Origin of the sequence: Gracilimonas sp. (genome assembly GCF_017641085.1) — a bacterium.
Taxonomy (GTDB): Bacteria; Bacteroidota; Rhodothermia; order Balneolales; family Balneolaceae; genus Gracilimonas.
On sequence record NZ_JAEPPI010000001.1, the window covers coordinates 891283 to 915772 of the forward strand.

The window sequence follows — 24490 nt, forward strand, 5'->3', positions numbered from 1 at the left end:
CTAACGATGGTTTTGAATGAAATTTTTAAGTTGAGCTATCAGCTGTTCAGGCTGATCCAAATGTACGCGGTGACCGGCGTCTTTCACAACCGCTAATTCCGGTTCACGGAGCTCTTTTTCCATCTGCCGGTTGATGTGCAGAAACTTGGAATCTTTTTCCCCAACCAATAACTGTACGGGAATAGGAATTTCACCCAGCCGGTTTCTTACACACGGCATGGTGCCGGTTCCGAACCCCTGCAAGCTGTTGGCCAGCCAAAACGGGTTTTGGTTTTGTTGAATCTCATTCATCTTATCAATAAGTTCAGGAGCCGGATTTGCTGAATTAAACAGCGGCATCTTTGCCCAGTCTTCCAGAAAACCTCCAAAATTTCCGGTTATGGCATCTGAGCGGCGGGCATCCAGCGACTGCCGGGCTTGTTGTTCGGTTTCTCCCTCAATGCCAAAGGTGCTGCTTTCGAGAATCAATCCTTTATACAAATCGGGGCGGTGGAGAGCAAGCTGAAGGGCTAACCGCCCGCCCATGCTATACCCGTACAGAAAAAGGGGAATCTGTAACTGCTCACTGATGAGTTTGGTGAGATCGGCGACCTGTTCTTTGGTGGAAAAGCGGTAATGGAGTTCAGCGCCTTCGGTATTTCCGTGTCCCAGCAGGTCGATGGTAATGGGATTGCAGAATTTCTTGAGTTCAGGAATCAGGTGATCAAACTGCCTTCCGCTTCCCATAAAACCGTGAAGGAGTACAAGGTTAGGCAGTGTTGCAAGTTCCTGTTGAATATCAATGTGATAAGAGATGCCTCTTACTCGAATATTCATGCGTCTTTTTTAATATCGAAATTCCAAAGTGCGTGTCGCTGTTCCATCGACTCATCGGCTCCGGTCATGCATTCCATGACATGAACGCCATTTCGTTGAATCAGCCGCTCAAAGGTAGCAATAATTTGCTCCGGTCTCGAAACGAGGGTATGATCTATGTTATGGGCCCGGCACAATGCGGCAACTTTCGCGGTTTGGGGAGTTTCAAAATAGGGGGTGTACTTGCTCTTAATCTGATGAACCGGAAGCATCCGGAATATGGTACCCCCGCCGTTATTCAGTAAAACGATAACGAGCGGATGTTTGATTTTTTTAGCCATCAATAAGCCATTGGTGTCATGCAAGAAGGCAATATCACCTACAAACAGAACGCCCGGTTTCTCAGAAGCCAAGCTTATTCCTAATGCCGTGGAAGTGATCCCATCAATACCGGCAGCTCCCCGGTTTACATATATATCCTTCCCGTCAAATTCCCCAAATAAAGACATATCCCGGACCGGGAAAGAATTGGAAAGCATGGTGAAGGCCTTCTTTGGGATATTTTCCATCACTTTGGAAAACACATAGCCATCCGTGATGGGGGCAGAAGGGTGAAGTTGCTGCTCCCGATATGTTTTGAAATCCTTTTCAATTTTGCGCCACTTTTTCATCCATTCTTTGTCAGCAGCACCGGTTACTTCCGGAATCTTCAGCGGTCCTTTGAGCGTAACCTGTTTATCGGAGGATAAGCTTCCATCTACCCATCGGTTGGGCCCCATAAAGCTGATTTGCATCGCTTCAGAGTGTTTATCCAGAAACTGGTTGACTGCCTTGCTGACGGGTTGAGCTCCAAAACGAAGGATTAAATCGGCGTTTAACTCTTCCCGGTTGGTTTCATTTTTGAGGAATCCATCAAACCCCTGAATGGTATGCCTGGAAGTGGGAACTTGTGAACCGGGTTCTGCTAAAATGGGGGCATCGAGGGCGCGTGCAAGCGGAGTGATAAACTGTAACTGATCCGATTTATTGGTAGGGCCAACCACAATCAGCGGGCGTTCGGCAGAAATAAGATCCGACCAAAAAGTTTCTCCCATTTCGATTGCACCATCTTCCCGGCTGTATTTTGGTGACGGCCTGCGCGATTGCTTTTCATTCTCAAATTCAACCTGCCGAAGGTATTTCCGGTCCGGCTCAAAAGGTTTTGTAAACGGGAAGTTTAAATGGGCAACCCCTTCTTTTTGTACCGATTGCTGAACGGCCTGTGATGCAGCCAGCTTCAGGCGATTTCTGCTTCGTTGATGAGTATCCGGTTCTCCAATCTCATGAAAAAAGACGGGATAGTTGCCAAACAGCTTTAACTGATCGATGGTTTGGGAGGCTCCCAATTCGCGATAATGAGGGGGGCGGTCGGCACTCAGAATAATCATAGGAATACCGGACTGAGCAGCTTCAATTACAGCCGGGTAGTAATTGGCGGCCGCTGTACCGGATGTACAAACTAAAACGGCCGGATTTCCGGTGTATTTACCAATGCCAAGGGCGGTGAAAGCGGCAGAACGCTCATCAATAGCTACATGCTTTTTGAATCCGGAGTGAGCAGCAAAAGCAAGGGTTAAAGCCGTGGAGCGGGAGCCCGGTGAGATTACAACGTGTTCAATGCCTTCTTCAAACAGGGAGCGTACGAATGTAGTGCTCCAGTAGAAGGCAGCATTTTGCGGTTCATTTTCTTGCATGTTCCAACGCAGTTAGCATGGGGATGAACTTGAGATTGGTTTCATCCCATTCTTTTTGAGGGTTTGAGTCCTCAACAATACCACATCCTGCAAAAAATCTCACCTCATTAGATTTAATTAATCCGCTGCGGATTGCCACCACAAACTCTCCCTCGCCGTTTGCATTAATCCAGCCAACCGGAGCGGCGTACCATCCTCGGTCAAAATGTTCGAGCTTGCTGATGTATGGCATCGCTGTTTCCCGAGGGTACCCGCCAACAGCCGGTGTGGGATGGAGGCGGGAAAGAACTTCCGTTCTTGAAACGCCTTCTTTAATGCGGGCATGAACCGGCGTGTAAAGGTGCTGTACATTGGAAAGCTTTTTCACTCCCGGAGTTATCGGGTGTTCGAAGACATCCGAAAAGCGCTGCAGGTTCTCTTCAATAGCGTCCAGTACAAAAGCATGTTCGCTGAGGTCTTTTTGGCTGTGCAGAAGCTCGTATTCAAGTACCGCATCTTCAGAAGCAGTTTTGCCCCGTGAAATACTACCTGCAAGTCCCTCGGTGAGTACTTCACGGTCGTGAAAGGAAGCCAGTCGTTCCGGGGTGCTGCCTATAAAGCTGGACTCCCCATTCTGACTGATTAAAAAGGAGTAGCAGTCCGGATACTGATTTCGCAGGTGATTGAGCAAGCGGGTGTCGGATACCGGTTCTTTTAGCTTAACGTTCAGCTCGCGTGCGAGCACAATTTTCTTAAACTCCCCGGATTTAATCAGGTCGGTGGCGTTCTCAACAGAATCCACCCATTTGCGGTAATCGTCTGAATCGGTATCAGGAGTGTTAATTTCAGAGGTAAAAGATTTTTTCGACTCGATATGGTAGGTGCCGGCGTCACAAATCCGGTCAAGACTGTCAAAAGTATCGACAAACGAGTTATAGATATCGGTCTCCGAAGCGGTCGATTCAATTTTCTTGGTTACGGTTAATACAGTGAATTTTCCTTCACGTACCAGCACCCATTCGGGTAAACTGAATGAACCCGCTCCAAATTCTCGCCATTGTTTCCCGATGTTGTGATCAAAAAATGAAAAACCACCCAACAGGTGAACGGAAGCCAAATGATGCTTAAGGTTGGTAATGTGATGAACGGTATTCAGCAGTTCTTTTCCCCGATCGGAAGCATTCCTGAACCGCTGCTGACCGGTGGTTTGAATACGGGCCAAAGAACCGGCTGCGGCAATAGAAAACTCTGCCGAAGGCTTTTCCCAATAATATTGAAAAGTATCTTTATCAGGATATTGCTCCAAAACGGCGAGCGCATCTACGGAAGGAATCTGAATTGAAAAGGACAGATATTGATATTGCTTCCGGTTTTCAGAAATAAAATCTATAGCCTCGAAGAGGTCAAGCTTTGACACCTGTTGCCTGAAGCATTCTTTCACATCTTGTAAGGCTGGATTCTGTGAATCCATATATTAGCTGTAGTTTAGTTTTCAATCTAAATTGAAAGTACGGATTATTACAGCAATGTTAAACTAATTTTAGTTCCTGTTTTTTAGAACTTGTTGAGTCTTTCTTATACAATGAAATAGGATGGATCAGAGACACAAAAAAGCAGGGTGAAGATAAGCCTGACGAAAAGAGATGTACGCTTTTATACGCTTATTGGGCATCATCATCTTCGCCGGTAGCGTAGGGATTATAGATCCCGTGCTCGGTGGGCTCATACTCGGCAAGCTTAAAGAAATGATTCCAGGCGGCTTCGCTTTTTCCGTTATCATCAACCCAGGTTGGGTGACTTTGCTTAATGAGCCCAACTACACGCTTGGCATAGGTAACGCGCTCTTCGGTGTCTTCTATTCGGGGAAGGGCAGCAATCATTAAATCTAAATTGTAGCCGCAGTCAAAGTCTTTGGGTTTTTGTTGGTGTATAAACATGAATTGAGATAGGTTGTAATAATTCTGCAGGAAAATAAGCCATAATGGGGATAGATTAAAATTGAATATGCTGTATTTACGGTGGGATAAAATTTTCAGTCAATATATCTCAGACTATCGGTGAATTATTTCTTAGTTTTGAGAATTAGATAAGAAAACATCAACACGAAGAAATTTATGTATCACAATTCCATACTGGAAGCGGTTGGCAACACCCCGCTTATCAAGCTGAACCATGTAAACGGAAATTCAGAAGGCACACTGTTAGCTAAAGTAGAATATTTCAATCCGGGACATAGCATTAAGGATCGTATTGCGATCAAAATGATTGATGATGCGGAAGAAAAAGGTTTGCTTAAACCGGGTGGGACCATTATTGAAGGCACTTCAGGAAATACAGGGATGGGACTGGCCCTGGTAGCCGTTACCCGGGGTTATAAATGCATATTTACTACCACCGACAAGCAAAGTAAATCGAAAGTGGATTTACTCAGGGCTTTGGGGGCTGAAGTGATTGTTTGTCCCACAAACGTGGAAGCCGATCACCCCGACAGTTACTACTCTGTTGCTAAACGACTCAGTGAGGAGATCGAGAATTCATACTATCCCAACCAGTATGATAACAAGAGTAATTTTGCTGCTCACTATGAAACAACCGGACCGGAAATTTGGGAGCAGACGGAAGGCAAAATCACCCACTATGTAGCCGGGATGGGTACGGGCGGTACGATTTCAGGAACAGGGAAATTCCTGAAAGAGAAAAATCCGGATATCAAGGTAATTGGTATCGACAGTGTGGGTTCGGTGTACAAGAAATACTTCGAAACCGGTGAGTTTGATAAGAATGAAATCAAGCCCTACATGACCGAGGGAATCGGGGAAGATATCATTCCCGGGACCATCGATTTTGATTATGTGGACGACGTGCTTCAGGTTAATGATAAAGACTCAGCATTGGTAACCCGCCGCCTTGCCCGCGAAGAGGGACTGTTGATTGGCTGGTCTTGTGGCGCAGCCGTAAAAGGTGCGCTGGACTATATTGAAGAACATCCATTGGGCAAGGATGATGTTATGGTCATCATTATGCCCGACAGCGGTACCCGTTATATTGGTAAGGTGTATAATGACGAATGGATGAAAGAGCAGGGTTTTCTGAACGAAGACGAATAATTTTTGTATCTACGGTTAACTATTACAAGACAGAAAAAAGGAATGTATGGCTAAGAAAGATCAGACGATGAATCCCGGTAAAATGGAAATTGAATTGAAGGAAGAGGAGGCCACGGGTACGTATTCGAACCTGGTGATGATTACGCATTCACCTTCCGAGTTTATCCTGGATTTTATCGCGGTGATGCCCGGAGTTCCTAAAGCCCGGGTTGTGAAGCGAATGATCCTGACTCCGGATCACGCCAAACGACTGGCCAATGCCCTTAACGACAATGTTGCTCGCTACGAGCAGGAGCATGGCGCCATCAGTTCCAATGAGAAAGTGGATATGCATATGTACCGGGGGCCGCAGCCGGAAGCGTAGGAACTTCGAACCTGCCTTTGCAGGCAGGCAGACAAGGAACACCGAACATTGAACGATAAAGTGTTGCTTTTTTTACTCGCTAAAATGCTCTTCGTCTGGGAAAAGGGTTGGCTATACTTAAAATCGCTCTGACGCTCTGCGTCGGAGCGAAATAGGCGGTTATTTTTTCGCCTCTATCAATAGACCGATCCCCAAAAGGAAGAAAAAGATATGGGGAAGTGTGGCGGCTAATTCAGGGGAAAGTGTTCCATAATACCCGAAGGGCTCAATAATTTTCATGAAGGCCAGGTATAGGAAACTAATGGTGAGTCCGGCTGCTAAATAAGCTCCCTTTCCACCTCGCCGGCGCACGCTGGCAAATGAAAAGCCTACAATTATGACCACGATAATGGAAAAAGGGTAGGCCAGCCTTCCATAAAATTGCACTTGCGGGATTTCAATGCCGCCTGCACCGCTTCGTTCAATGGAAGCTATGTAATCCCGTGCTTCTTCATAGGTCAGCTGATAAACATCAGAAGTAGTGCGGGCCAGGTCGCGTGGGAACACATTCAGTACCGTATCCTTCTTTATAAAATCTTCTTCCTCATATCCTACATCCGTGAACACCCGTTCGGTTCCGCTTTCCAGCCTCCAGCTTTGGGTTGAATCCACCCATTCCATCCGGTTAGCACGTGTGCTTTTTATGATTTGCTGATCTTTAAACTGAATGAGCCGGATGCGATATGCAATTTGCTGGTTCTTATCGAAGTAGTTTACCTGGAGTTTGGTATCGGGTGAAGGCTGCCGGTAAATATCACTGCGGTCAATTTTCTCGGATTTATCCTGCAGGTATTGTTCTTCAAAAGCAATCCGCTGGGCATTGGATTTAGGGATGACGTGTGCGTCCAACAGGCTGATCCCACCAGCACAAAGGGCCGCAAAAACAATGTAGGGTACAATCATGCGGTACAGGCTAACCCCGGCCGCTTTCAGTGCGGTTATCTCCAGTCGGTCCGACAACTGTCCGGTGAGAAAAAGGCAGGCTACAAAAACAGCTACAGGGAGTACCAGACGGGTCATTTCCGGAACATAATTCAGGTAATAATTCCTGAATATTTCTGCCATCTGAGCTCCCTGATCGGCAAAGTCATCGCTGTTCTCGGAAAAGTCGATCATGATGAAAATAAAGATCAACATGAGCAGCACAAAAGCCGTGATGGCAAACAGACGCAGAAATATATATTTATCAAAATGTTTAATCACGGTTTCGGAACAGCTTGGTAATTCGAATGTCGGTTGTCAGGTGAATGATAAGGTACGCTCCTACTAAGGAAAGAACCACGTTAAACGTCCACATGCCTACTAAGGGGGTGATAAAAAGCCGGTCGGCCAGTTTTTCTCCCTGTATCAAAGAAACCCAGTAAAAAGTCAGAACCACGGTACTGATGAGGGCAGCAAAACCAAAATTACCACGTTTGGTCATAATACCAACCGGTGCGCCAAAAAGGATGAACACTACACAGGCAAACGGAATGGATAATTTTTTGTGAATCTCCACCAGGTAGCGGGCTATTCTTTTTTTGCGCCACTCGACATTAGCGTTTATTGATTCCACTTTATTCCGGTATTCCTTCATCTGACGAATGGATTCTTCCACGAAGATGCGCTGTATTTCAGCTTTGGGAAAGGTGTTTGTAACCAAATAGGGGCTTTCAATGGAGGTGATGTAATCCAGTGTGTCTGGCAGTACTTTTTTGGGGTTGAAGTAAGAGGTTCTTCCGGTGTATTTATCCTCAGGGTAAACCATGGTGTTTTCACTCATGTTAATCCTCTGCTCCTCAATTTCTGTAAACAGTGAATCAACTACAGCAATCATAGCTCTGGAACTCATGGTACGGTCGCTTCGGTTGCGGTCTTCAGGGTCGGAGCGCATGAATGACAGGTCGGAAAGGTCCAGCGTCATGATGTGTTTGTCAAACCGGTTACGTTCTATCATGGTCTCATTTCGCCGGTCGGTAGCAAGAAACTTCAGGCTGGTTCCTTGTATCAGGTGAAGGGTGAGGGCTTGTTCTCCTTTACTAACGAGCAGTCCCTTATCGGCAACAATGTAGGCGCGGTCGCGATTGTTTTCGGGCTTTTGGAATAGGGTAATATCATAAAGGCTGTCGGTTTCGCTGTCAATCCGTTCAACAAGAAAGGTATATCCTTCGATGCCATCGTAAAACGTGTTGGGTTTGAGATCGAAACCGGGCTTTTTGAGGCGAATGTCTATAAACAACGAGCGCGCTTTTTGATTCGCTTCCGGTAACACATTATTTGAGAACCATGCCAGCCCGATAAACAGAAGGACAGAGGCAATTAACACCGGGCGTATAATTTTCATGGGGTTGATGCCAGAGGCCCGCAGCGCGGTGAGCTCGTTCAACTCTGAAAACTTGCCGAAAGCCATCAGCGTGGCTACAAGAACAGCCATAGGAGCAGCCAGCACAACCATATAGGCCAGGTTCGTAATAATAAGCTCAACAATGATGAGCAAGGGAATATCCTTGCCAATTAGCTTGTCGATATGCAGAATCAGGAACTGCATCAACAGCAAAAACATGAGGGTAAAAAAACAGAACAGAAAAGGGCTCAGGTGCCTTTTAAGCAGGTCTATCTGAAGTTTGTTGATGAATTTATTCAAAGCTTGCTGTTGCTCGGGTACTTTTTAATTTTCACAGACGTAAATAATAGACAATTTCCGCTTATAAATTAAAGGATGGATTATCGTATTATACTTTCAACATATTCAAATATATAGTATTATCGACCGCACCCATTCATCTACAAACTAATTTAGAATAAAAAACAGATCCGCCTATCGCCTAACGCTACAGACAATAAGTAATAACCGAGTCAGTAATTAAAGCCGGTGCATTCTTTTTTTAAGTTAGTTTATTACCTGCCATTCGTATGTTTGATGAATGGATTGCTGTTGGTTGGTGTATCTGCACAAGATACCAGCGATACTACAAAAACAGTCAGCGAGGCGGATAGTACCCTTGAAGGGGTGAAATTTATCTACCGTCCACCTCAAGGTCCGGTGAGTAATAAAAGAGTAGTAAAGCCCGGAAACCTTTATTACATCAAGCTTTCCAAAGAGCAGTATCAGGCTACCTGGGATTCTGCCGATACCTACCGCATCACCCACAAGATTGACGGTATTGAAGTATCTTCGCCTCAAATTTTCAATTTTGAGCAATACGTAGCTGAAAAGCGTAAACAGCAGGAAAAAGAGATACGATTTAACCTGATTGAGGAAGGTAAGAGAGAAAGCCAGCAACAACGCGGCCTGCTTGATTTCAGCCTGCAAATTCCGGGCGGACAATCATCGGTATTTACAACCATTTTTGGAAAACCTGAGGTAAACCTGCGTGTTAACGGTTCAGCGAATATGAACGTTGGGGTTTCCATACAGAATATTGAAAATCCCACCATTGAGCCGGATTTACAACGCCGGGTTGATCCGACCTTCAACCAAAACCTGCAGCTGAATATTCAGGGAACCATCGGGGACAAGCTTACCATTGCCACCGACTGGGATACGGAAAGGGCATTCGACTTCCAAAACCGCCTGAGTATTGTGTACGAGGGATATGAGGATGAAATCATCAAGCGGATTGAGATGGGTAACGTGTCGATGGAGACCGGGAACTCACTTATTCGTGGAGGGGCATCCCTTTTTGGAATTAAATCGATTGCCGAACTCGGGCCGCTGCGACTGACATCCGTTGTTTCACAACAAAAAGGGGAGAGCGACACTCAAACTATCACCGGGGGTTCGCAGGAAACTCAATTCTCCATCAGGCCAATTGAATATCAGAACAACCGCCACTTCTTCCTGGATTTCTACAACCGGCAGGAATTTGAATCCAACGTTTCAAATCCTCAACAAAAGACCCAGGCTTACCAGATTTCAGATATCCGGGTGTGGATATCCGAACCTCAGATTAATACAACTGATCCTGAGGCAGTGCGAGCTGCATCGTTCGTTGATTTGGGTGTGAATGACCGGGGTGATGGGACCTTTGGCCTTCCCACTGAGGCAGCTGATGTGATTGATGACAACACCCTGGAAAACAACAGGAGTAATCTTAGCGCTGCTGCCGATGATTTTGGGGTTGCCGGCAATGACTTCTACAATGGATATTTCCGGCCGCTAACAGAAGGTGCCGATTACACCATCGATAAAGCCCTGGGATTTATCAGCCTGAACCGGTCACTCAGTTCGGGTGCCTACCTTGCCGTTTCCTTTATCAGGCAACCGGTTGGAGGTGAGAACTCTCCGGCTGAAATTGGAGATATATCTCCCCGTTCATCTAACGAGTTGACCTATTTAAAACTTCTGCGAACGGATAACCCAACCCCGGATTTAAAATCCTGGCCTCTTACCATGCGTAACTTCTACTCGCTGGGTGTTTCTAATCTGACGGCAGATGGGCTGGAGCTTGATCTTAAGTTTACTCAGGGTAACGTTGATGACACTAACCTCCCCAACCTGAACACCCCGCTGTTACAGGTGCTGGGCCTGGACAGGGTAAATACCCAAGGTGCTGCACAGCCTGATAACCTTATTGACTTTTCCGGCTATGTACTGGATCCTCGAAACGGAAGCATCATGTTTCCATACCTGGAGCCTTTCGGAAACAGGATTACCGAGCTCCTGGAGTCAACCTCTTCCTCTGACTCTTTGGTACAGGCTCTGTCCTACACCGAATTATATAATGAAAAACAGACCACGGCTGATGAAAGTCCCAAGAATAATTACTACCGCATTGAGGGGACTTCAAAAGGCGGAGTGTCGGGAAATTTCTCACTTGGGTTTAGCCTGGTTGAAGGTTCGGTAAAAGTATTTGCGAATGGAACCCAACTAACTGAAGGCGTTGATTATGAGGTGGATTATTCTTTTGGCCTGATTACTATTTTGAGTGAGCAGTATCTGGCTTCCGGTCAGGATATTCGGATCGAGTATGAGAACAACCAACTGAATGTAATTGGGCAGAAGAACTTTACCGGGCTACGGGCCGAGTACCAAGTAAGTGAGGATATCAGTATTGGAGGAACGTACTTTAAGCTGAAGGAACAGCCCCTTTCCGATAAAATCAGAATTGGGAATGAGTCGATTAATAACACCATTCTTGGGATGGATGCAGATGCGGAATTCGACACACCATGGCTTACCCGCTTCATCGATAAAATCCCGCTGCTGCAGACCAAGGCCGAGTCTAACATCAGCGTAAGCGGAGAATTTGCTCAGCTTCGCCCGGATGTGGCACAAACCAATGCCGTGCGTGATGCTATTGATAACAATGAGCTTTTTAAAGATGAAGTGAACGGTTTGTCTTTTATAGATGACTTTGAGGGCTCGGAAATCAGCATCACCTTTACAAGCCCAACCCGTTGGGAGCTGGCTGCAGCTCCGGCAGCTATTCCCGGTTACGGCCCCGACCAAGCCTTTTTTGATAATCCCGATGCCACGCTGAACAACTCGCTGGAATCCAAGATTGCCCGCTCTGACCTGAGAAGTCAGTTTTCCTGGTACACCATTCCCAGAAACATATCGAGTATATTGGGGAATGCACGTGGGACGCCGGAATCAGAGACTACGCCAACCGAAGAGGTTTTCCCCGGAAAGGAAACGAATAACGCCCAGGATGAAGTCATTAATACCCTGGATGTGTACTACAATCCCACCGAGCGGGGCCCCTATAATTACAATACCGATTTAAGGAATAAGCTGGAGAACGAGCCGGAAAACCAGTGGGGAGGAATGACGGCGGCACTTCCATCGGGGCAGGAAGATCTTACGCAGAATAACATAGAGTTTATCGAATTTTGGGTGCAGCCTATTTTGCCCGGTGGAAGAGAACCCACTGCTGAAGACCTGGAAGACTACGACGGTAAGTTATACATCGAGATTGGGACTATCTCCGAAGACGTAGTTCCCAACTTTGACCTGAATTCGGAGGATGGTCTGGCCAATAACCTCGAAAACCTGGAGCTGGATACCTTTCAGGAAAATCCCCGTTCGTATGTTCCGGCCAACCCAACGGCACCGCAAGGGCAGTTTTCGAACGACAACAGGGAGCTCGAGGATGTGGGCTTTGATGGAATTCCCAGTAGTAACGGCTTTGATGATGAAAAAGTAGAGACAGCCCTCTTCAGTCCCTTTATCGATTCTATGCGGATAGCTTATGGTGAGCAAAGCGATGAATTTCAGTCCATTTTAGCCGACCCATCCAACGACGATTATATTTTTTACGGGGAATCTCAGGTTCAGGATCTGCCGCTTCAGGAGCGTTTTTACCGGGTGATGGGCTACCATGAAGGGAACACACCGGCGGCTGGTGGAGATAAACGAGCCATTACTTCCCGCCCGGATACGGAGGGTCTGGTAAGCCGAGCCAACATCGAAACGAACAATAATTATTATCAATATGAGATTGCGTTGAACCCGGCAGATTTCAGCAGTCTCGAAATTGAAACGAATCCTGATCCCGATAACCGGACTTTTATTGTGGATAAGGTGAATGCACCGCGACAGGCAGACCGGTGGCATCTGGTTCGGATTCCGTTGACCGAATTCAAGCGAAAAGTAGGAGATATTGAAGGGTTTCAGAACATCAGTCACATTCGCATGTGGATGTCTGGTTATGAAAAGCCGTTCACTATGCGTTTTGCCACTTTTGAGTTTATAGGAAGCCAGTGGCGAAAAGTGGAAAATATTGACGAAGGGCAGAATTTCAACGGGGATTTCAGGATTGCGACCATCAATATCGAAGAAAATGCCAGCCGGGAGCCGGTTCCGTACCGCCAGCCGGATGGATCAATCCGTGCCATAAACCGGGGAGTGCAGGTGCAGTCTTTGGCCAATGAGCAGTCTTTGGTGTTAGGGGTTGAGAATCTGGGTTCAGGCCAAATTCAAATGGTAAAACGAATTTATCCCGGTGGGTTGAATCTGTTGAACTACTCTAACATGAGGATGTTTGTGCACGGGGAAGGGTATGGGGATGGCCCGGAAGAAAGAGGCCATGCCGAGCTGGTGGTGAGGATGGGAACCGACTTAAATGCCAATTACTACGAATATCGACAGCCGGTAACTCCTTCAGATCCCGATTACCCGTATTCTCCCTACAGCGCTGATGGCGGCGGGGAACTCGAAATTGATGCTGAACAAGTATGGCTGTATGATGAAAACAGCATGAATATTGTTTTGGCAGCTTTCAACGAACTTAAGCAACTCAGAGATCAGCAGGGGGTAACCGACTTTACTCAGAAATTTGAACAAGAGCTTTCTCCCGAAGAAGATGATGCCGTTGAAGGGGCTGTGGTTGCTATAAAAGGGAACCCTTCGCTTGGCCGTGTGTCTGAAGTTGGGATGGGGATTTTGAACCCTCACGACCCGACAGATGTAAACTCGCCCGGCACGCCAAATTTGAATGCGGAATTCTGGCTGAATGAACTACGTGTTTCCGGTTTTGATAATGAAAAAGGATGGAAGGCAAACGCCAATGCCAGTTTCAAGCTTGCTGATTTTGCTACCTTCAATACCAATTTCAGCCGGACAACCACCGGTTTTGGCGGGTTGGAATCACGTTTGGGTAACCGAAGTGTGGCAGATGAAATCGGGTATGACCTAAGCTCAACTGTGAACCTGCATAAGTTAATCCCTGACCGCTATGGATGGAACTTCCCGGTAACCGTTTCAAGCCGTAAGAACATTTCTACGCCCAAGTACTTGCCCAATCAGGGGGATATTCGTCTGGATGATTTCATTAACGCCACCAACAGCAATGATGAACTTACCGAATCTGAAAAAGAGACCATTATTGACGAACGCATTGATGCGGTTGAAACCGTTCGGGATAATTTCTCGGTTAACGTTTCCAATATCTCGAAGCAGAACTCCAAGAGTAAGCTGGCTCAGTACACCATCGACAAAACCAAATTGAGTTACGTGTATAATGAAGGGAGTGCAAAGAACCCGGAGATTCAGTTTCAGGATGACTGGAACTATAATACATCCATTAATTACAGCTTGTCGTTTAATAATGTGAAGTTGTGGCAGCCATTTGGGTTTACCGAAGATGTACCTGTAGTTGGGGCACTTTCCGGAATCAGGTTGGGATATATGCCTTCATCTATTAATGCCTCTGCAAACCTGAACCGATCTTATACCGAGAAGAGACGACGACCAGAGTTTGATGATGAAGGGATGGAATTGATACAACCTCTACAGCAAAGCCATACATTCAACCAGCGTTCGGGGTTTGGGTTTAACTATAATTTCACGCCCAGCATCCCTATTTCATTCCGCACTACTACAAACTATGACCTATCGAGTGCCGGCCGTGAGAACATCAACAAAACAGGCTTGCCGGCCGACAGTAACTCCTATCAGTTGACGCCCACCTTCGAGGTGCTTAACAATCTGCTTACGGATACGCTTTCGGCGAGAAGGTCGAATTATGAAGAAACGTACACGGCCAGCTGGCGTCCTCAATTCAATAAGATAGAGGCGTTGAAGTGGCTCACCTATTCCACTTCTTATGCGGGTGGCTACGGATGGACGAACAGCCCGAGCGGTTCCGGGTTGGGAGCGGGTGTTTCCAATCGTTTCCGGCTGGATCATACGGTTAAATTTGGTGTAGGCAGTCTTATTGACAAGATTGGGTTTTTCCAGCAACTGGAGGATGCAGATAAGAAAGAAACCACCGCCCGGAATAGAGCGAAGAACAGCGATGCAGAGAGTGAAGATTCGGCATCTCCGGATTTGATGAAAGACCTTCAGTACCTTGGCCGGAAAGCGCTATTGGCTATCTTCAGCATGGAAAATATTGACATCACCTATAATAAGAACAAGACTTCAAATCAGGCCGGATACAGGGGAGATTCCCAAATATTTTATGCATTAGCGGGCGAAGCAGATGATAATTTTTCTCCGCCATTTGGCTATCGGCTGGGTATTGATGAGGAGCTGCCGCGATCACAGTTAATTCAGCAGAGTCCATCGGGGAATTCTATAAACCTGCCCAAAAACAATACCTATACCGATAAGATTACGATGGGTACCAAGCTGAACCTGTTCAAAAACTTTACAGTTGATTTGAACTGGTCAACGAATTGGGATGAACGAGAGACGAATACGATTACCCTGACTCCGGCCGGTGATTTCTCCTCAACCGTTTCATCCAGTGGGAATATCAGCTCTTCGGTATGGGCCTTTGGCGGTGGATATCGTGACCTTTACGAGCGACAACTTAAAACCGCTTTTGCTGACGCCAACAGGGATGAGGGCATTATTTCTGATGATGTTAGCGAAGGAGGAAACGGAGATGGCCGGATTGTATTAAACCGGAATACCCTGGAAGAGGATTTTAGAAAAGCATATCTGGGAGGGGGAACCGGTGCGGTAGGTGAGAAAGGGTACACCCCAATCCCCAAACCAAACTGGAGGGTTACCTGGTCGGGAGTTCAGAGTTTTATACCCATTATTGGGGATAATATGCGAGCTGCAACACTGACCCACGGCTATACCGGAACGTACAGGCTGGGATGGAGTCTGAATACGCTTACGGGGATTCAGGACCCGCAGGGGCTGGGCAGTTTCAGCGTTATAGATCGAAAGGAGCTGTATGAACCGAATTCAATTAACGTAGAGCAGCGCTTTTCACCACTCATTCAGCTAAACATAACCTGGGAATCAGATCTTAGGACTCAGGTCAGCTTTGACCAAAGCAAAACAAGCAGCCTGGCACTTTCAAGCCGTACGGTTACGGAGCGAACTTCAAAGGGATTAAGTACCTCAATAAATTATACGTTTAAGAATTTGACGATACCGTTCTTCCCGAAGATTAAGAATAATGTCACGCTTACCATTAATGGGGGCTTTGCGGATGACACCGAGAGTAAGTACACGCTCAGTTCTGATATTGATGAGGTATTAAGTGATGTGAACTTTGTGCCTGATGTAAGCCAGTATGATTACACCGATCCATTTGTTACAGGTCAGCAGCGAATAAACGGTTCGGTCGTTATCGGGTATCGCTTCTCTCAAACGGTGACGTCTAACTTTGAATACACCTATACCAAAGTGAATCCGAAGTCATCGGCTTACTTCCCGAGAACCAATCACGAAATCCGGTTCAACTTCAAGATTTCCATTCAGTCCAGGTAGGCTACTCTTTTTTCCGGGAAGTGAATGTGAAGTAACCCCAACCGAAAAAAGTAGCCATCAGGCAGAGAAGAGAAAGCCAGTTTCCAAATCGGGTGAAGAAGGTTTGGGTAGTTAAATTTTCTACGGTTCCTGTGAACCCGGTACGTATCCAATAGTCTGTTTTTTGGACAATAGCTCCATTGGGAGCAATGATACCTGAAATCCCGTTATTGGCACTCCGGGCAATCCAGCGGTCAAACTCTATAGCTCTGAGCCGCGCATAAGCAAAATGTTGATGGTGTCCGCTGGTATCGCCCCACCAGCCATCGTTAGTGATGATGGTGAGAAAAGAGGCATTTTTCTGTACAAAAAGCCGAATCCAGGATGGATACACCGAATCATAACAGACCAGTCCCGGTGAGCTGAAGCTTTCCGTTTCAATCATATCCGGCCGGGAGCCTTTCCCGAAGCCGGCTATTTCTCCCCAGTTAACCCAGCCGAAGACATCCAGTGCACTCAGGGTTTCAACAAAAGGAATACGCTCTACAATGGGGACTAAGTTACCCTTCTCATAGTCAGAGATGGTACCCTCATCATCTACAAAAAGAGCGGCATTAAAAACGTTGTAGGGCTCGCCGGTTCGCAGCGTTCCCCGGTGCAAAAGCTCAGTATCTTCCGGGTAGGTCTTATAAAGTCCGGTTCCAACTATGAAATTCTTATTCCAGGCTTTGGCAGAGTCAGCAATGCGAATGGCCGTGCGAGAGTCGGCAAAGATAAACCCGTCAATGGCATTTTCGGGCCAGATTATGAGCTCTGTATCGGGAGTAATAGTCCGCTCGGTGAGGGTGAACAGGCTGTCAACTACCTCTCTTAATCCACTCATACCCCCATAGCTTTGATAAGAATCATGATTGGGCTGGATTATAGCTACATGCGTTTGATCAGAACCACCGGATTTGGTTTCACTTTCAAACAGAAGAAAGGACCATGCAGGGAAAATCAGGAAAATTCCAATTACCACATACGCTAACTTCTTCTGCTTTCTCTTGAAAACCTGATAGGCTAAGGCTGAACTCAATACTACCCAAAAAGTAATACCCAGATGTCCGGTGAGGGAAATATATTGAATCACCCCAATAAAGTTGGACCACGCATTTCCGATAGAAAGCCAGGTCCAGGATAAATCCCACTGGTGATGCAGAAACTCATAACTGACCCAGGCCGATGCCTGAAGGAACGCAACCAGTATGGGTGATTCAGATTTTTGTGTGAAGAACTTAGCCAGGCAAAGCGGGATCGTCATGAGCACACTGTTGGCTAAGATGGCGGCAATACCGGCGCCGAGGCTAGCCATCATCAGCCAGTACGTTCCAATCAGATTCCAGACCACAAAGCCGGCATAGCTGTAATAAGCCAGCTGCTTGTAGGAATCGCATTTATCCGACAAATAAAACAGCAGGATAAATGCCGGAAAGCTTAAAAAGGAGAGGTTTATGGGAGGGAAGCTGAGCCCCAATAAAACCCCCGCGATTACCGAAATCACCCACTTATTTTCCAGCCACTGTTTCACATTCATTCCGAATATCCTTTACCTGATACAATTACTACGATTTCACCTTTAATAGAATCACGACTTTCAAACTCTGTTTTTAGCTCACTTATTGTGCCCCGCACCACTTCCTCAAACTTCTTGGTGAGTTCGCGGGCTACCGCCGCCAGCCGTTCGGGTTCAAAATGTTCTTCCAGTTCACCCAGCAGTTTGAGCAGGCGGTTCGGACTTTCATAAATGATAATGGTGAGCTCTTCCTCTGCCAGTTGTCCCAATCGTTTCTGCCGGCCTTTTTTGTGAGGAAGAAATCCCTCGAAGATATATCGGTCGCAGGGCAAACCGCTGGCTACAACGGCTGTGGTAGCTGCATCCGGACCCGGGATTACACTTACGGTATGATTGCCATTTTGAGCCGCTCTCACAGCCAGAAAACCCGGATCCGATATCCCGGGCATGCCGGCATCGCTGATTAAGGCTACATCCTGCTGGGCATCCAGGATGTTCATTAAATGCCCGACTTTACGGTGTTCATTATGCTGATGGAATGAAAACGTGGGCTTGTCGATCTGGAACCGCTGTAACAGGTGACCGGAAGTCCGGGTGTCTTCACATGCGATGTAATCAACCGACTGCAGCACCTCAACCGCCCGGGGTGAAAAATCCTGCAAGTTTCCAATTGGCGTAGCTACGATGTAGAGTGTGGACACGGTTTACCTCATTGATTAAAGTGCACAAATATCAAACTACCTCACTCCAAAAACAACTGTGATGGGGGTGATTAATGGGATGTTCTGTGATGGTTTAGTTTTATATAGAAACGAAAGAGCAAATAAAAGGATCCTATCCCATCAATATCACAAACATCACACTCATCACAGCCCGCTTTGGAATTTAAAAAGAGGGTTGTATGTTTGTGGCGTTATAATTGAATGTAAACACTTATCATAAATACGAATATGAATTTTCAACCATCCGGATTAAACCACATCACCATAAGAGTAAACAGAATTGATGCCTCCAAAGAATTTTATGGTGACATTCTGGGCCTTGAACTCGTAAAAACCATGGGGCAGAGCATGGCTGTGTACCGAATAGGAAAAGAAGACACGTTGGTGATTGTGGAAGCGGAAACGAGTTATGACCCGACCTCTCGGGACTTTCGGGTCGATCACTTTGGCTTTTATGTGGATGAACCTGAACAAGTGGATGAACTTGCCAAATACTTCCGCGAGAAAGAAGTAACTATCATGAGTGGCCCGGCTAACCGTAAAAAAGGCCGGTTTCTATTTGTGGCCGATCCTGATGGGAACATGATCGAATACTTTTATGAAGAGAAAGAATGAAATAGAGCAGGAGCTGGACCGGAAAGAGTTTGAAAATGAGATTGGGAAAGACTTAGCCCAGCAATACCGCAGGCTGAACATTGAAGAAAAGCTGCGTGGGGATGCCAATAAGTACGTGGTGGGTGTTCTTTACTTTACTTCAACCTTGGTATTTTTTGAAGTTCTCTGGTGGTTGCTTTCCTCAATATTAGGTCCCATTTCATTAGGTATTCTGGTTGCATTTTTTGAGACCATGACACCCTTCATGCATGTTGTATTCCTGATTATGGCTATCAGCTCGGCCATTACCTGGAAATCACCGATCATATATATCCTGAAGTTAACGCCCAATGGCTGGTATGAATGAAACCCTACCGATTCAGGTAATAGGATGTACTTACAAGGAAAAGATGGCTGATTCCGCCATCGCTAAAGATATCCTGGGTTCGGTACTGAAGTCCCAATTCAAATTTTTGTTTTGAATTGAAGTACCAGCCCAAACCAACGGAAGCACGGTTTTCAGCATCGGCTTCATCTTTATTGAAGGCAGTCATCATTTCGTCCTTCAGAATCAGGTATTTCTCGCCGGGATCCAGCTTTTCACCTTCCAGTGGGAAGTCATAACTCAACCTATAACGCAACCTGTTTTGGTAGGAACTGGATCGAACGCGCTGTTCCAGTCGCAATCGGTGAGCAAGTCGCCGATCCCCCAAATAAGAAACAAAACCTACCTGTTGCAGAAACCGGTGCTCGTATTGGTAGCCATCAACCATTGGAGTGGAGAGCCGGTAATAATAACCACCGCCGATTTTAGTGCCGGCTGAAAGTCCGTAGGAAAAACTAAACTGAGGCTCGATATACCGAATGGCGGCTTCGTTGTCAAAATCCCTGATGGAGTTGAAGACCGAAAGCTTGGTATTGAAGCCCAGCCGGTCAGAGGACTTCCAGGAATACGAAAGTTCCGGATTCCAGATAAGATCCGCTTGCTGCGAGAAGGCACAAACCGGCAGCAGAATGACTACAGCCAGGAGTGCCTTGAATTTCATAAAGTTCATGTATTACCAAATGTTATCCAGCGAACGTCTCACAATTCTACGTTTCTGAATGAGATTACAGTTTACATCAAACAGCATTTCAAATGAACCGAGTTCTGTCTTGTTTTGTCCGTCAATCTCAATTTCGTAACGAATCAACAGGTCTTCAAAATCCTCTTCGAGAATTTTTTCCAACACCTCTTCATCATCGTCGTTTTCGAAAGCAGAATATTGACGCTGAACACGGGTTAATCTGAATGTTGTGTACTGATTGTTTATTTCTTCTGTGATGGTGTTCTGTAAAGCACGGGGAAGCTCTTCGAACTCGATAAGCTGCTCAATGTCAATGAGCGAACCTGTAGCATCAAATTCGATACTGTACGGGTGATCTTCCCAATTCAGCTTTACTTCATAGCTGATCATTTCACCGTCCGATTGGCGGTAAAAATCTGCTTTTTTTGGCTCTTTCCAAAATTGATTTATCAGTGATAAAGCCCTGGCAGGCATGGCATCACGATCAATCGATTTTTCAACCTCATTTTTTGTGTGCTGAGCTGCACCAAAGCGGGTTGAGGAGAGGATAAGAATCGGCAGAAGTAATAATATTTGGTAATACGTTTTCATACCGGAATATGGAAAACAGGTATTACCAAATCTTTAATAGAGGGTTAAGCGTGGATAAAGGGTTGGTATGTTAAGGCAGATCACAAAAAGTCTTTATAAAAGAATGCATCCTCAAAACAGATGGGTTAACTTAAGCCGATATCTCATCAAAAAACGAACCTATTCTATGCGTAATGTCCTTATTTCCGAAGAAGCATCATTTAACCTCGACGTTCCCTACAAGCTGATTGAAACGGGAGATAAAGGAAAGAAACCCCTCATAGTATATTTGCACGGCTACAATCAAAACATAGAATATTTTGAAAAGAAAACTGCCCCGTTGTTAGAACTTGAAGCTTTTCATTTATTCATTCAGGCTCCGTATCCCATTTATGACACCTCCCGAAAGCTTAAAGTATCGCAATGGGGAAGAGCGTGGTATTTGTATGACGGTTCCCAGCAGCAGTTCTTACAATCGATGGAAAATGCCTCTCGTTTCATTCTGGAAATTATTGAGGATGTGAAAGAAAAGATTGAAATCAGCCGTATATGTCTGTTCGGCTACTCGATGGGTGGTTACCTGGGCGGATATTTTGCACTGTCGCGCTGGAAGCATGTAAACGATTTAATTGTGATTGGTGGACGTATTAAAACGGAAGCCTTTGATGGGAAAAGGGAACAGGCCCGTCACATACGGATATTAGCGCTGCACGGAAAAGACGATGACAGTGTATATCCGGAGCCACAGCAGCAGTGCGTGGAACTGTTGAAAAGTGAAGGGTTTAACGCGGAGTTTAAATTAGTGGAAGCTGGACATAAACTGGAGTCAATTTTTATAGAAGAAGCGAAAGACTGGCTGAAGGAATCAGGTTACGTTGAATCAAGTTGATTTTTGTTATACTTTAGGCTCTAATGTTTGTTAAGTTATTTTAATTAAACTATTGCAAAGCAGTTCATAAATCATTACGATATCCCTGAAAACCGCTACAAAAACCCCGCGAACATAAATGAATATATTAGTAATCGAAGATGATCCATCTGTCCGAACGCTTGTAAAGGCTGTTCTGGAGCACAACGGAAACTCCGTATCCACCGCTGATAATGCGACTGATGGTGAAGCCAATGCTGTAGGGAATGATTTTGATATGATCATACTCGATTTGGGTTTACCGGATGGGGATGGCTACGAGGTATGTAAAAATATTCGCGACAAGAATGTCACCACACCCGTTCTGATCCTCTCCGGCGAGCAGGAAACAGATGTAAAGGTGAAATGTTTAAAGGTAGGGGCAGATGACTACCTGACCAAACCCTTTAACACCGAAGAGTTGATAGCCCGAATGGATGCCATTAAAAGGCGTACAGAATCGGGAGGGGAGCAGCAGCTTACCTGTGGCGAACTTAAAGTGGATTTACTTAAGCGGGAGTTCTCCATTAAAAGTGAAAAAGTGCAGCTCACTAATAATGAATTTAATCTGCTGGTTTACTTCCTTAAAAACCGAAATCGCGTGATTACACAGGAAGAACTGGCGGAGAAAGTTTGGGATATTCATTTTGATACCCAGACCAACTATATCAATGTGTACATCAGTTACCTGAGAAAGAAAATCCGCGAACATTCTGAGGTGGACTATATTGAAACCATTCGCAAAAAAGGATTTGTATTCCGTTGCGAATAACATTTTAAATGAATTTACCAGCCTCGTATGCTATAGCCGTGTACGAGGCTTTTTTATTTTTAGCTTATGGATGCATCTACAAGGCAGGCAATCACCGAACACCTGAAAGAATTTGCCACTGAGGCACGGTGGCAAAAGATTCAAGAAGTTGTACAGCAACGCACCCGGCATATTTGTGTGGTGGTTGAAGATATTTACCAGCCTCATAACGCCAGTGCGGTATTGCGGAGCTGTGACGGATTTGGCATTCAGGATGTGCATATTATTGAAAACTCCAACACCTTCGATGCTTCCACGCAGGTTACCATAGGCGCCGATCAGTGGCTGACTTTGCACCGGTACAGGGAAAAGCGAAAAGATAACACCGAACTTTGTTTTAACAGGTTAAAGGAGCAGGGGTTTAAAGTGATAGCAACCTCGCCGCATGAAAATGATACCAACCTGAACGATCTCCCTCTTGATCAGAAAACAGCGCTCGTTTTTGGAACCGAACTCGACGGAATTAGTGAGCGGGCTAAAGAGATGGCCGATGGTTTTGTCAAAATCCCCATGGCCGGCTTCAGCGAAAGCTTTAATATTTCTGTGAGCGCTGCGGTTTGCCTGTATAACGTAACCCGGCGACTCAGAGCCTCAGAAATAAACTGGAAGCTCTCCGATAACGAACTTGAAGAGTTAAAATATCAGTGGCTAAAAAAATCCATTAAAGCCGGCGAACAAATCGAAAAAGCTTTCCTGCAGGAAAAAGGGCTGTCTCTTTAAGGATTACCGGGGCAGTCTTTCTTCAATATCTGCCACGGCATAGGCAAATACAGCCATGGTAGCCACGCACTCATTGAAGTCTTCCTTGTTCAGCTTGTCCATGGTATCGGCGCCTGTGTGGTGGTACCAGAAGTAGCGGGAGCCATCCACAACCAAACCCATTCCAGGCACACCATCTCGCATCAACGGACCAATATCTGCTCCGCCTCCGCCTTTGGTAACCTGTCCTGATTCAATAGGCCGCAGGGTAGTGCCGATTTCAGACAGAATATCATAAGCGCGTTCACTTCCGGAAAACCCAAACCCGATGGGGTCAAAAACCCCGGCATCAGATTCAATAGCCAGTACATGGTTTTCCAGAGATTTCTCTTCCTCTTTTACCCAGCGGTGATACTCTCCCGCACCGCGCAGTCCGTTTTCCTCATTGGTCCATAGTACTACCCGAATGGTTCGCTTGGGTTTGATACCCAATTCATTCATTAATCGAACGGCTTCCCATGCAGCTATACAACCTCCGCCATCGTCCATCACGCCCTGGCCCACATCCCAGGAATCAATATGTCCTCCCATCACTATAATTTCTTCCGGGAATTCGGTTCCTTTTATCTCGGCGATCACATTTCGGGATTCAGTATCCGGCAGTGTCCGGGCCTGTATGTTCAGGTTGATTTCAATCTTCTCGCCCCGGTCATATAATCGTTGTATCAGCATGGCATCTTCTATGGTGATGGCTGCATGGGGAATCTTCTTTACTTCATCGTCATAATACATTGTTCCGGTATGCGGAGTTTGCATGGAATAAGGGCCAACTGAACGAATGATACTTGCCACTGCGCCGTGCCTGGCTGCCTCGATGGCACCGTTTACCCGATATTGTACGGTACGGCCGTAGGACGTAAATTCAGCGTTATACAGAACAATCTTACCCTCTACCTGCTCTTTAACCTTATCGAGTTCGTCAAAACTCTTAACTACGATTACTTCGGCTGATATTCCGCCCTCCGGAGTGGCAACACTGCCCCCAAGGCTTAGCATTGGTAAATTCTTTTCCCGGGGTGAAAGCAACGTAGCCGACTCCTCGCCGCGTACCCAATGAGGAACCATCACCGGCTGTGTCCACACTTTATCAAAACCGTCTTCTTCCATAGTTTCCACAATCCAGTCGATGGAATTTTCCAGATTTTCAGAACCACTGAATCGTGCTCCAAAAGTATCGGCCATGTAGGTCAGGCGTTCCCAGGCTACATCACTGCCCATCGCTTTTTCAATAAGCTGTTGAGCATGTTCTTTGTGCTGATTGGTGAGCACCGATTGCGCCTTCGTTAAGTTGGGAGACAGGAGGAATACAGAGAGGAGAATGGGTAGGATGTATTTCATGGCATTGAGTGATTC

Annotated in this window: 19 protein-coding genes; 8 read left to right on the top strand and 11 right to left on the bottom strand. The window is 46.0% G+C overall.

Annotation, left to right across the window (positions count from 1 at the left end; genetic code table 11):
• The 4 genes from menH to JJ941_RS03815 all read right to left on the bottom strand — a co-directional run bounded on the left by menH (position 1) and on the right by JJ941_RS03815 (position 4444).
• Entirely contained in the window at positions 1 to 816 is an 816-nt protein-coding gene (menH, locus tag JJ941_RS03800) for a 2-succinyl-6-hydroxy-2,4-cyclohexadiene-1-carboxylate synthase (protein ID WP_290962348.1), read from the bottom strand.
• Entirely contained in the window at positions 813 to 2528 is a 1716-nt protein-coding gene (menD, locus tag JJ941_RS03805; RefSeq protein WP_290962349.1) for a 2-succinyl-5-enolpyruvyl-6-hydroxy-3-cyclohexene-1-carboxylic-acid synthase, read from the bottom strand. The genes menH and menD overlap by 4 nt, the downstream gene beginning before the upstream one ends.
• Positions 2515 to 3978 (bottom strand): isochorismate synthase, encoded by a 1464-nt coding sequence (locus tag JJ941_RS03810; RefSeq protein ID WP_290962350.1) that lies wholly within the window; start codon positions 3976 to 3978, stop codon positions 2515 to 2517. The genes menD and JJ941_RS03810 overlap by 14 nt, the downstream gene beginning before the upstream one ends.
• A gap of 190 nt (positions 3979 to 4168) precedes the next feature.
• On the bottom strand, positions 4169 to 4444 hold the full coding sequence (locus tag JJ941_RS03815) for a DUF4290 domain-containing protein (protein WP_255135398.1): 276 nt from the start codon (positions 4442 to 4444) through the stop codon (positions 4169 to 4171).
• Positions 4445 to 4621: 177 nt separating this feature from the next.
• On the opposite strand from JJ941_RS03815, the gene JJ941_RS03820 reads away from it, so the two are divergent.
• Both JJ941_RS03820 and JJ941_RS03825 read left to right on the top strand, forming a co-directional pair.
• Positions 4622 to 5614, top strand: coding sequence for a pyridoxal-phosphate dependent enzyme (locus tag JJ941_RS03820; RefSeq protein WP_290962351.1), 993 nt, complete (start codon positions 4622 to 4624; stop codon positions 5612 to 5614).
• A gap of 46 nt (positions 5615 to 5660) precedes the next feature.
• The gene (locus JJ941_RS03825; RefSeq protein ID WP_255135400.1) at positions 5661 to 5978 is read left to right on the top strand and encodes a DUF3467 domain-containing protein; all 318 of its coding nucleotides are present in this window, start codon (positions 5661 to 5663) and stop codon (positions 5976 to 5978) included.
• Between the two features lie 159 nt (positions 5979 to 6137).
• On the opposite strand, the gene JJ941_RS03830 is transcribed toward JJ941_RS03825, so the two are convergent.
• A complete protein-coding gene (locus tag JJ941_RS03830; protein ID WP_290962352.1) occupies positions 6138 to 7220 on the bottom strand; it encodes an LptF/LptG family permease in 1083 nt (360 codons plus the stop codon).
• The gene (locus JJ941_RS03835; protein ID WP_290962353.1) at positions 7213 to 8640 is read right to left on the bottom strand and encodes an LptF/LptG family permease; all 1428 of its coding nucleotides are present in this window, start codon (positions 8638 to 8640) and stop codon (positions 7213 to 7215) included. The genes JJ941_RS03830 and JJ941_RS03835 overlap by 8 nt, the downstream gene beginning before the upstream one ends.
• 228 nt (positions 8641 to 8868) lie before the next feature.
• On the opposite strand from JJ941_RS03835, the gene sprA reads away from it, so the two are divergent.
• Complete coding sequence (gene sprA / locus JJ941_RS03840) at positions 8869 to 16173, top strand: cell surface protein SprA (RefSeq protein WP_290962354.1); 7305 nt, start codon at positions 8869 to 8871, stop codon at positions 16171 to 16173.
• Between the two features lies 1 nt (position 16174).
• On the opposite strand, the gene lnt is transcribed toward sprA, so the two are convergent.
• Both lnt and rsmI read right to left on the bottom strand, forming a co-directional pair.
• Positions 16175 to 17728: an apolipoprotein N-acyltransferase gene (gene lnt / locus JJ941_RS03845; RefSeq protein WP_290962355.1), complete on the bottom strand. Its 1554-nt coding sequence runs from the start codon at positions 17726 to 17728 to the stop codon at positions 16175 to 16177.
• On the bottom strand, positions 17725 to 18408 hold the full coding sequence (gene rsmI / locus JJ941_RS03850) for a 16S rRNA (cytidine(1402)-2'-O)-methyltransferase (protein ID WP_290962356.1): 684 nt from the start codon (positions 18406 to 18408) through the stop codon (positions 17725 to 17727). The genes lnt and rsmI overlap by 4 nt, the downstream gene beginning before the upstream one ends.
• A 249-nt stretch (positions 18409 to 18657) precedes the next feature.
• Between rsmI and JJ941_RS03855 the strand changes: the two genes are divergently transcribed.
• Positions 18658 to 19044 carry a VOC family protein gene (locus JJ941_RS03855; protein WP_290962357.1) on the top strand — a complete coding sequence of 129 codons (387 nt, stop codon included), beginning with the start codon at positions 18658 to 18660 and terminating at the stop codon, positions 19042 to 19044.
• Positions 19028 to 19390, top strand: a complete 363-nt coding sequence (locus tag JJ941_RS03860) for a hypothetical protein (RefSeq protein WP_290962358.1) — start codon at positions 19028 to 19030, stop codon at positions 19388 to 19390. Before JJ941_RS03855 ends, JJ941_RS03860 begins: the two co-directional genes overlap by 17 nt.
• Positions 19391 to 19394: 4 nt before the next feature.
• On the opposite strand, the gene JJ941_RS03865 is transcribed toward JJ941_RS03860, so the two are convergent.
• Both JJ941_RS03865 and JJ941_RS03870 read right to left on the bottom strand, forming a co-directional pair.
• Entirely contained in the window at positions 19395 to 20069 is a 675-nt protein-coding gene (locus JJ941_RS03865; RefSeq protein ID WP_290962359.1) for a DUF2490 domain-containing protein, read from the bottom strand.
• Between the two features lie 12 nt (positions 20070 to 20081).
• Entirely contained in the window at positions 20082 to 20681 is a 600-nt protein-coding gene (locus tag JJ941_RS03870; RefSeq protein WP_290962360.1) for a hypothetical protein, read from the bottom strand.
• 166 nt (positions 20682 to 20847) lie between these two features.
• On the opposite strand from JJ941_RS03870, the gene JJ941_RS03875 reads away from it, so the two are divergent.
• The 3 genes from JJ941_RS03875 (at position 20848) to JJ941_RS03885 (ending at position 23098) form a co-directional block, all read left to right on the top strand.
• On the top strand, positions 20848 to 21549 hold the full coding sequence (locus JJ941_RS03875; protein WP_290962361.1) for an alpha/beta fold hydrolase: 702 nt from the start codon (positions 20848 to 20850) through the stop codon (positions 21547 to 21549).
• 118 nt (positions 21550 to 21667) lie between these two features.
• The gene (locus JJ941_RS03880; protein WP_290962362.1) at positions 21668 to 22339 is read left to right on the top strand and encodes a response regulator transcription factor; all 672 of its coding nucleotides are present in this window, start codon (positions 21668 to 21670) and stop codon (positions 22337 to 22339) included.
• 66 nt (positions 22340 to 22405) lie between these two features.
• Positions 22406 to 23098 carry an RNA methyltransferase gene (locus JJ941_RS03885; protein WP_290962363.1) on the top strand — a complete coding sequence of 231 codons (693 nt, stop codon included), beginning with the start codon at positions 22406 to 22408 and terminating at the stop codon, positions 23096 to 23098.
• A gap of 3 nt (positions 23099 to 23101) precedes the next feature.
• Here the strand turns inward: JJ941_RS03885 and JJ941_RS03890 are convergent, their stop codons facing one another.
• Positions 23102 to 24475 (bottom strand): M28 family metallopeptidase, encoded by a 1374-nt coding sequence (locus JJ941_RS03890; RefSeq protein ID WP_290962364.1) that lies wholly within the window; start codon positions 24473 to 24475, stop codon positions 23102 to 23104.
• Positions 24476 to 24490 lie beyond the last annotated feature (15 nt).

Excerpts from the sequence above, each read along its gene's own strand:
- JJ941_RS03820 (WP_290962351.1), top strand. The coding sequence starts at position 4,622 with ATGTATCACAATTCCATACTGGAAGCGGTTGGCAACACCCCGCTTATC.
- JJ941_RS03825 (WP_255135400.1), top strand. The coding sequence starts at position 5,661 with ATGGCTAAGAAAGATCAGACGATGAATCCCGGTAAAATGGAAATTGAA.
- JJ941_RS03810 (WP_290962350.1), bottom strand. The coding sequence starts at position 3,978 with ATGGATTCACAGAATCCAGCCTTACAAGATGTGAAAGAATGCTTCAGG.
- JJ941_RS03875 (WP_290962361.1), top strand. The coding sequence starts at position 20,848 with ATGCGTAATGTCCTTATTTCCGAAGAAGCATCATTTAACCTCGACGTT.
- JJ941_RS03860 (WP_290962358.1), top strand. The coding sequence starts at position 19,028 with ATGAAGAGAAAGAATGAAATAGAGCAGGAGCTGGACCGGAAAGAGTTT.
- JJ941_RS03880 (WP_290962362.1), top strand. The coding sequence starts at position 21,668 with ATGAATATATTAGTAATCGAAGATGATCCATCTGTCCGAACGCTTGTA.
- menH (WP_290962348.1), bottom strand. The coding sequence starts at position 816 with ATGAATATTCGAGTAAGAGGCATCTCTTATCACATTGATATTCAACAG.
- JJ941_RS03815 (WP_255135398.1), bottom strand. The coding sequence starts at position 4,444 with ATGTTTATACACCAACAAAAACCCAAAGACTTTGACTGCGGCTACAAT.
- JJ941_RS03890 (WP_290962364.1), bottom strand. The coding sequence starts at position 24,475 with ATGAAATACATCCTACCCATTCTCCTCTCTGTATTCCTCCTGTCTCCC.
- JJ941_RS03865 (WP_290962359.1), bottom strand. The coding sequence starts at position 20,069 with ATGAAATTCAAGGCACTCCTGGCTGTAGTCATTCTGCTGCCGGTTTGT.
- JJ941_RS03870 (WP_290962360.1), bottom strand. The coding sequence starts at position 20,681 with ATGAAAACGTATTACCAAATATTATTACTTCTGCCGATTCTTATCCTC.
- JJ941_RS03885 (WP_290962363.1), top strand. The coding sequence starts at position 22,406 with ATGGATGCATCTACAAGGCAGGCAATCACCGAACACCTGAAAGAATTT.
- JJ941_RS03855 (WP_290962357.1), top strand. The coding sequence starts at position 18,658 with ATGAATTTTCAACCATCCGGATTAAACCACATCACCATAAGAGTAAAC.
- lnt (WP_290962355.1), bottom strand. The coding sequence starts at position 17,728 with ATGAATGTGAAACAGTGGCTGGAAAATAAGTGGGTGATTTCGGTAATC.
- menD (WP_290962349.1), bottom strand. The coding sequence starts at position 2,528 with ATGCAAGAAAATGAACCGCAAAATGCTGCCTTCTACTGGAGCACTACA.